The 6,927-nt window shown below is 63.2% G+C and carries 7 protein-coding genes and 3 pseudogenes; 9 read left to right on the top strand and 1 reads right to left on the bottom strand.

The annotated features are described in order from the left end of the window. The 6 genes and pseudogenes from AX724_RS24115 to AX724_RS15845 form a co-directional block, all read left to right on the top strand. On the top strand, positions 1 to 290 hold a 290-nt coding region (locus AX724_RS24115), incomplete at its 5' end, for a zincin-like metallopeptidase domain-containing protein (RefSeq protein ID WP_269454164.1). Between the two features lie 58 nt (positions 291 to 348). After that, a pseudogene (locus AX724_RS15865) lies at positions 349 to 618 on the top strand (DUF6927 domain-containing protein); the annotation flags it as partial. A gap of 612 nt (positions 619 to 1,230) precedes the next feature. Beyond that, positions 1,231 to 3,153: a reverse transcriptase domain-containing protein gene (locus AX724_RS15860; RefSeq protein WP_024018999.1), complete on the top strand. Its 1,923-nt coding sequence runs from the start codon at positions 1,231 to 1,233 to the stop codon at positions 3,151 to 3,153. Between the two features lie 20 nt (positions 3,154 to 3,173). Further along, positions 3,174 to 3,515 (top strand): annotated as a pseudogene (locus tag AX724_RS15855) (DUF6927 domain-containing protein); the annotation flags it as partial. Between the two features lie 40 nt (positions 3,516 to 3,555). Beyond that, positions 3,556 to 3,762, top strand: a complete 207-nt coding sequence (locus tag AX724_RS15850) for a hypothetical protein (RefSeq protein WP_066768126.1) — start codon at positions 3,556 to 3,558, stop codon at positions 3,760 to 3,762. Continuing rightward, positions 3,759 to 4,265 carry a thermonuclease family protein gene (locus tag AX724_RS15845; protein WP_066768124.1) on the top strand — a complete coding sequence of 169 codons (507 nt, stop codon included), beginning with the start codon at positions 3,759 to 3,761 and terminating at the stop codon, positions 4,263 to 4,265. Before AX724_RS15850 ends, AX724_RS15845 begins: the two co-directional genes overlap by 4 nt. A gap of 80 nt (positions 4,266 to 4,345) precedes the next feature. On the opposite strand, the gene AX724_RS15840 is transcribed toward AX724_RS15845, so the two are convergent. Continuing rightward, positions 4,346 to 4,840, bottom strand: a complete 495-nt coding sequence (locus AX724_RS15840; protein ID WP_066768122.1) for a hypothetical protein — start codon at positions 4,838 to 4,840, stop codon at positions 4,346 to 4,348. A gap of 29 nt (positions 4,841 to 4,869) precedes the next feature. Here AX724_RS15840 and AX724_RS15835 point away from each other — a divergent pair, with 29 nt between their 5' ends. The 3 genes and pseudogenes from AX724_RS15835 to AX724_RS15825 form a co-directional block, all read left to right on the top strand. Further along, the gene (locus tag AX724_RS15835; protein WP_066768119.1) at positions 4,870 to 5,904 is read left to right on the top strand and encodes a deazapurine DNA modification protein DpdA family protein; all 1,035 of its coding nucleotides are present in this window, start codon (positions 4,870 to 4,872) and stop codon (positions 5,902 to 5,904) included. 123 nt (positions 5,905 to 6,027) lie between these two features. Then, a complete protein-coding gene (locus tag AX724_RS15830) occupies positions 6,028 to 6,336 on the top strand; it encodes a hypothetical protein (RefSeq protein WP_066768117.1) in 309 nt (102 codons plus the stop codon). A gap of 89 nt (positions 6,337 to 6,425) precedes the next feature. Then, positions 6,426 to 6,875 (top strand): annotated as a pseudogene (locus tag AX724_RS15825) (hypothetical protein); the annotation flags it as partial. Between the last annotated feature and the right edge of the window lie 52 nt (positions 6,876 to 6,927).

The following is a 6,927-nucleotide window of genomic DNA, read 5'->3' as shown; positions in this document are numbered from 1 at the left end:
TCCGGAAAATTGACGTCGGAAGTCAGATTGGGGCTGGACTGTCAGGATATGTCGCAGAAATCGGGGCGGGTCTCTGCTGCGCAGATCTGGGCCTGCCGAATGTGCTGCACGACAGCCATGCGAGCTATGTCGGGCATTGGCTCGGCATCCTCCGCGGCGACAAGACCGCGATCATCCATGCCGCCGCCAAGGCGGAGCAGGCCTTCGCCTACCTCAAGAGCTTCGGCAGCGCCGCAGCTGAAGGCGAATGCCACGAGGATGACGCGCCGGCACCCGCGCTCGCTGCCTGACGCCGGCTTCAGCCGCTCTCGGGCGCCAGTTTCTCAACATCAGAAAGGACGATCGCCCATGGGATGGCTTTTCATGCCCTTCACGTCGATGGGAGGCCACAAGACCGCCAAATCCTATCTCGACGCGCAACTGACCTATGAACGCACGCTCGACGACGGCGTGACCCGCGGGCTCCGAGTGCTGGCGTCCTCCTGTCCCGGGAACCGCACCTATTACGCCGCGGCTCAGGAACTGGTCGCCGGCGTTCCCGGAAGCGTCTTTGCCGTCGTCTGCCTGGTGCGCTGGAACCCGCGCTCGCGCGATGGCCATCAATTTGGATACAAGGACAGTGCGCCGTTGCGGCGCTGAAATGGAGTATCAGTGATGATGAGGTAAGTTGAGAATGCCTCTGCTCGCCGGACTAACCTCGGGCCTCACAAGGTCTGAAATCCCGAAAGGGACGGGGAACAATAGCATGTTCGGAAAAGGCCAGATGCGTCTTAGTCGCAAATGGAGGCGATGACGGTCAGGGCAAGGTGCGTATGGTGAAGGCTACACTGCTTAAATCCCAGTCTGCAGCAATCTATATAGCGATACTGGCGAAAGCGACTGTCACGCCAGGTCCGGATGATGACAGCGGTCTCATGTCTTGGCCGCCTGTTTCTCAGCCCATCCGGTGCGCCTCTCGTCGAGGGGTTTAGTGGACGAACGGGACACCTAACCGCGCCGCATCTCCATTCAGCGTAACTACGGGATGCCCTAAACAGGCGGCTTCTGCCGGCCTGCATGGGTACGGAGCCGCCATATTACTCAAATGCCCGGGGTAATGCCCGGGACATCGACCTCTTCGGAGGCGGCGGTGCAACTGTATAAGGTCTCGAGCGATCGGGCCGAAAGCGGGGAAGACCGGGGGAAGGGCGGCAGCTGTGATTCTTCAACCACCGATCATGGGGTGTGCTGATGCTGCCAGAAACTGTGAAAGGCCGGTTGGAGGCCATTCCGGCGCTCGTTGCGTCGGGCAAAAGGGTGAATGGACTCTATCGTCTGATGGGGTCTCGCCTCCTTTGGGAGGAGGGGCTCCAGAAGATCGGATCCAACAAGGGTGCGATGACGCCGGGTATTGACGGCGAGACCTTCGCGGACTTCGGACCGGAAGACCTCGACCCGATTATCGCCAGCGTGACGGCAGGGACCTATGATCCCAAACCAGTGCGTCGGGTGTTTATCCCGAAAGGCAAGGGCAAACGGCGTCCGCTGGGCATTCCCACGCGCGACGACCGCCTCGTTCAGGAAGTGGCGCGGCAACTGCTCGAACGGATCTATGAACCGGTGTTCTCGAACGCCTCCCATGGATTCCGGCCGGGCCGGTCGTGTCATACGGCGCTTGAACACGTCAAAGCCGTATGGACGGGGGTGAAATGGCTCGTAGATGTGGATGTCGCGGGGTTCTTCGAGAACATCGACCACGACATCCTCCTGCGGCTGTTGCGGAAAAGGATCGATGACGAGAAATTCATCGGCTTGATCGGCAGCATGCTTAAGGCGGGTGTTATGGAAGACCGGGTTCACACCCGGACCTACAGCGGCACTCCGCAGGGCGGTATCGTCTCTCCAATCTTGGCCAACATCTACCTCCATGAACTCGATATGTTCATGGCGGAACGGATCGCGGCTTTCGAGAGGGGGAAGGTCCGTGCCACGAACCCGGAATATGGGCGACTGGCTGGGCGCATCCAGAAACAACGGAAGCGCGTCACCATGCTGCGGGCCAAAGACAATGTCGACGAGGTGAAGGTTGCGGCCTCCTTGGCCAAAATCCAAACCTTACTGCCGCAAAAGCGGTCCATCCCGTCGAGAGACGCGATGGACCCCGGTTATCGCCGACTTCGTTACTGTCGCTACGCGGACGACTTCATGATTGGGGTTATCGGTAGCAAGGAGGATGCACGAAGCGTGTTCGCCGAAGTCAGGGCATTCCTGACCGAGGCGCTGGCGCTCACGGTGTCCGAGGAGAAAAGCGGTATCCGCAAGGCGAGCGATGGAGCCGCCTTCCTTGGATATGAGGTCCGCACATATACGACACGCCAACGGGTTGTCCGGAGCCGACAAGGTTCCGTCAGCTTCCTTCGTAGGCCGCCGTCGGAAGTGATGCAGCTGCATGTCCCTTGGGAGAAGGTCCACGCGTTCGCTTCTGCAAAAGGTTATGGTGATCTGTCGGTGTTGAAGCCGCGTCATCGTAGCCTGCTGCTCAGCTGCAGCGACGTTGAGATCGTCCTAGCTTACAACGCCGAATTGCGGGGTTTTGCGAACTACTATGCTCTCGCCAAGGATGTGAGCTTCAAGCTGAACAGGCTTGAGTTTCTCCAGCGGTGGAGCTTGTTCAAGACCTTGGCCAGCAAGCACAAAACCAATGTGCGAGCGGTCGTGGCCCGCATGAGGACGGGGCAGGAATTCACCATCGGCTACGACGTCGATGGCCAGCCCCGATCGGTCAAAGTCTGGAAACTGGCTCATCTGAAACGTGATCCGGCCACCTCGTCCAGGATTGATATCCAGCCTTGGACGCAGGTGTTCACCCACTCACGTACGGACTGGGTTGATCGTCAGAATGCCAAGCAATGCGAGGCTTGCGGTCGATCCGATGTTCCGTGTCAGGTGCACCATATCCGGGGGATGGCCGATGTTTCGCACCGCGGTTTTGTCGTGAGAATGAAGGTGGCACGCGCCCGCAGGACGGTGGTCCTGTGCGAGCAATGCCACTGGGATACTCACAGAGGCCGCCTGCCCGATCTACGGCAAAGTGATGGTTCGTCACAGTGGAGAGCCGCATGCGGTGAAAGCTGCACGTGCGGTTCGGCGGGGGGATCAGGGCTGACTCCATGAGCAGCACCAATCCTACCCGACTGAGCGAAAACATGGGACCGTGCGAAGCCGACTGTCCCGCTTCCATCCTCGACCTCCTCTCGCCGACCGACAACAAGCATGCGCTCGACTGGCGCGAACGGTGCCGCGCCAACATCGCCCGGCGCGCACGCAAGCTCTCGGACGGCGACCGCATCCGGCTCGAGCAGCCGGTCACCTTCACCGACGGCCACGTCGCGCAGGAGTTCGTGGTCTGCAAACGCCAACGCAGTCTCATGCTGCGCGACCCGGACAACGGCTGCTTTTATCGGATCAGCCGGCTCATGGAGCGGGCCTGGTCGATCGTGCCCGTCACCAAAATCCACAAGACGGTGTTCGCCTGAGCACCAATCCGTATATCCTCATGATGAAGTGGATCATGTCATGACAATCGCCATCGAAAGGAACAGCCTGTCGTCAAAGCGCGGATTGCTCTGCAGCCGCGAGAACGCCTTGCGCGTCGCGGGCCGGATTTTCGATCATTCCCAGGAAAGGGTCAGCATCCTGTGCACCGCGGACCCGCTGCAACCCTTCCGTGTGTCGACCGACCCGGCGCCGTCGGGCCTCATCGTGCTCGAAATGGTCGCATGAACCGCCTTATCGTCCTGGCGCTCCTGCTGTCAGCCTCCTGCTCGCCCAGCAATGCCGCCGAGGACACCTCGTTCAGCGCCAAGGCGCGCGCCCTCGATGGCGATACGGTCGCCACCGACTTCCGCCTGCTCGGCGTCGATGCCTTCGAAAGGCATCAGTTATGCGAACGCGCCGGTGCCTGCTGGGAATGCGGGAAAGCCGCGCAGGATCTCGCCGCGCGCACCTTGGGGGGCGGTGACGCGCAGATCATCCTCTCTTCGCACTCGAGCTACGGCCGCCCGGTCGCCACCGTCTCGATAGATGGCAGAGACCTCGGCGAAGTCATGATCTCCGCCGGGCTCGCCATTCCGCAGCCGCAGTATCTGCGGTCCGATCCCGCACGCTCGGCGCGCTACACGGCGGCGTTCACCGAAGCGCAGCGGCAGCGCGCCGGTGCCTTCGCCGGAAGCTGGCTGGAACCCGCCCGGTGGCGCCGCGGCGAGCGGCTAACCTGCAAACGCTGAGGGCGGGCACCAAACAACCGGCGCCGGCCCAAGGGTAAACCAAGGGCCGGCGCCCGACCGAAACGCCGGCCGCGCGTGCTTCAGGCGTTCAGCCCGGGATCGGCCCACCAGGATTGACCCTGCTGGAAATCCTCGGAGGTTGACACGACCGGGCCATCCGGCTCGTCCGCCACATAGGGCCGAACAAGCGGCCGGGCCTTGACCCTGCGGCGATGCATCTCGCCCGCGATCCGTCCGCGCGCCTCGAGCAGCTCTTCCAGCCACATCAGATCATCGATCATCTCGACCACGCCGCGGCCCGCGAGGCAGAAATAGATACAGCGCTGGAAGTCATCGCCCGCCGGATTGCTGAGGATCGAGGCCAGCTTGCGCTTGCCGCCCTGTTCGCCCTCGTGGATCCAGCTCACCGCCTCGCGAAGTTCGCGGACGGAATAAAAGGCGTCCTCGACATGCATGCCGATCGCCGCATTGGCGATCATCCGCCGGGTCGGGCGGTTCTGCTCATCCAGGGCCGCATCGCGCAGCGTCACGTCCAGATCGAAATGGCCAAAATAGCGGGCGGCGGAATCGGTCATCGGCAATCTCCTTTTGCGGGGAACATAATATGAACACGGGTAGGGTCAAGCGGAGTACGATCGCGGTCATGATCGGGCTGCCGCATCTGTCCGAGGGCAAGCTGCTCGATCGGGCGAGGCGGTTGCAGCAGCCCGTCCTGATTTCGGCGAATGCCCTGTCGCGCTGGTCGAGACGCCGCGGCTGGCGGGAATGGACCGGCTGGTCGTTTCGCCCGCTCGCCAACGCGGCGGGCCTCCACAGCCTCTGCCTCGACAGCGCCGGGTTCAGCGCGATGGTCACCTACGGCGGCTATCCGTGGACCGTGGACGATTATATCCGCCTTGCGGCGGCTTATCCATTCGGCTGGTGGGCAAGCCTCGACTATTGCGTCGAGCATCAGGTCGCCGGCGACCGCGACGAGGTGCTCGACCGCATATCGCGCACCGTCCGGGCCAATATCCAGTGCCGCCTGCGCGGCGATGACGAAGGGATCCTCGACACCTTCATGCCAGTCATCCAGGGGCGCCTGCCGTCCGACTATGAGCGCTGCGCCGAGGCCCTATCCTTGACGATCGAGCGGGCAGGACTGGTCGGCGTCGGATCCATGTGCAAGCGGCCTATCCACGGGCCCGAAGGTCTGATGGCAGTCGTCGATCATCTCGACCGCGTGCTCCCGCGCCTTACGCGGCTGCACCTTTTCGGTGTGAAAGGGGAAGCGCTCCCCTATCTTTCAGCCTTCCGCCACCGCGTCGCCTCGATCGACAGCCAGGCTTACGGGGTCGCAGCCAGGACCACGGCAAGGCGCCATAACCTCGCGAAGACCGACGCGGTCGTCGCCGATCATATGGAGCACTGGGTCCACACCCAGCATGCACGCCTGCGCCAGCCGCAGCGCCAGCTTCCCATGCAGCCGCCGACGCTGGATGCCGGGCCGCCCGACAATCCCTGGGAGGCCGCGATTGCCGAAGCGCGGCAGCAAATCCGCGAACTCATCGAATCCGGCGACCTCGATCATGACGAGACCACCGCCCCGTGGATCGAGCAATGGGCTGCCGACATCTATCGCGAGCGCATGACGGGCTGAGCATGCCCCGACGGCCGATGCGCACGATGCCTTCCGGGACGACCGCCGCGCAGCCAAAGAAAAGACGGAAAAGGGGAAGGGCGATCGACAGGCGCGTGAGCACCTGCAGCCCGAGGAGCCACTATGCCCCAACCCTTCATCGTCACCGAGCGGGTTACCGCACGCTCGAACCGCGCCGAGGTGCGCAATCCGATTCTCACATTGCCCGCAGTCGCACGGCTGCGCGCGCTCGATCCTGAAACACGCGGCGTGCTGCACGACCTGCTCCTCGAACTCCAGCAGGATGCGAGGCAGCGTGCTGAAGCGAGCTGGCGCAGCCGCAAACCTCCGCTCGCGGCATATTGGGCGGCCTGCGGTGTCTATGCCGGCCATGTTGCGCGCGCGATCGGGCCGCGCGCCTGTCGGCGCACTGGGTGTGACCGACCGCGCTGAGCGCCAACCTCGCGGCGACACGGACGGGGAGAGGGAAGGGGGGCCGGAGACGCGAGCGGAGGAACCGCTCGAGATTCCCGGAGAACCCCATGACCTATGATGTGGCATTTCGCTACGGCCAGGCGCTCGACCCGAGTGCCCTGTCCACCATCGGCACCACGCTCCACGCCATCCACGCGGCGATCACCGATTGCCGCAACGCCGGCATCGAGGTCGAAACTGATCCCGCCGTCATCCTGCTCGCCCGCCACCTCATGCAGGTCTGTTCTGATCGCCCCGCCGATGCCGAACTGCGCCGAGAATGCATGGCCCGGATCGCGGACCTTCGAAACCGGCCCATGCTCAAGACGCTCGCCCTGCGCGGAGTCGCCTATGACGAACCCGCCAAACGCCTCTTCCATTCCGAAGGCCGCGCCGCGATGCGACGCCTTGCCGACGCGCTCGGCCTCGAAGAAGGCAACTTCGACATCCGCTCCAACAAGGCGGGGCCCGCCGTGTCGGGCGAGATCACGCTCCACGCCGATATGCTCTGGGTCCGGCTCTGTTGCAAAAATCGTGAAGCTTGAGCATGCTTGGCGGAGATTGGACGGA

The sequence above is a fragment of the Sphingobium sp. CCH11-B1 genome (assembly GCF_001556865.1).
Lineage (GTDB): Bacteria > Pseudomonadota > Alphaproteobacteria > Sphingomonadales > Sphingomonadaceae > Sphingobium.
The sequence above is the reverse complement of the archived record's forward strand: the minus strand, read 5'-3'. Positions and strand labels throughout refer to the sequence as shown.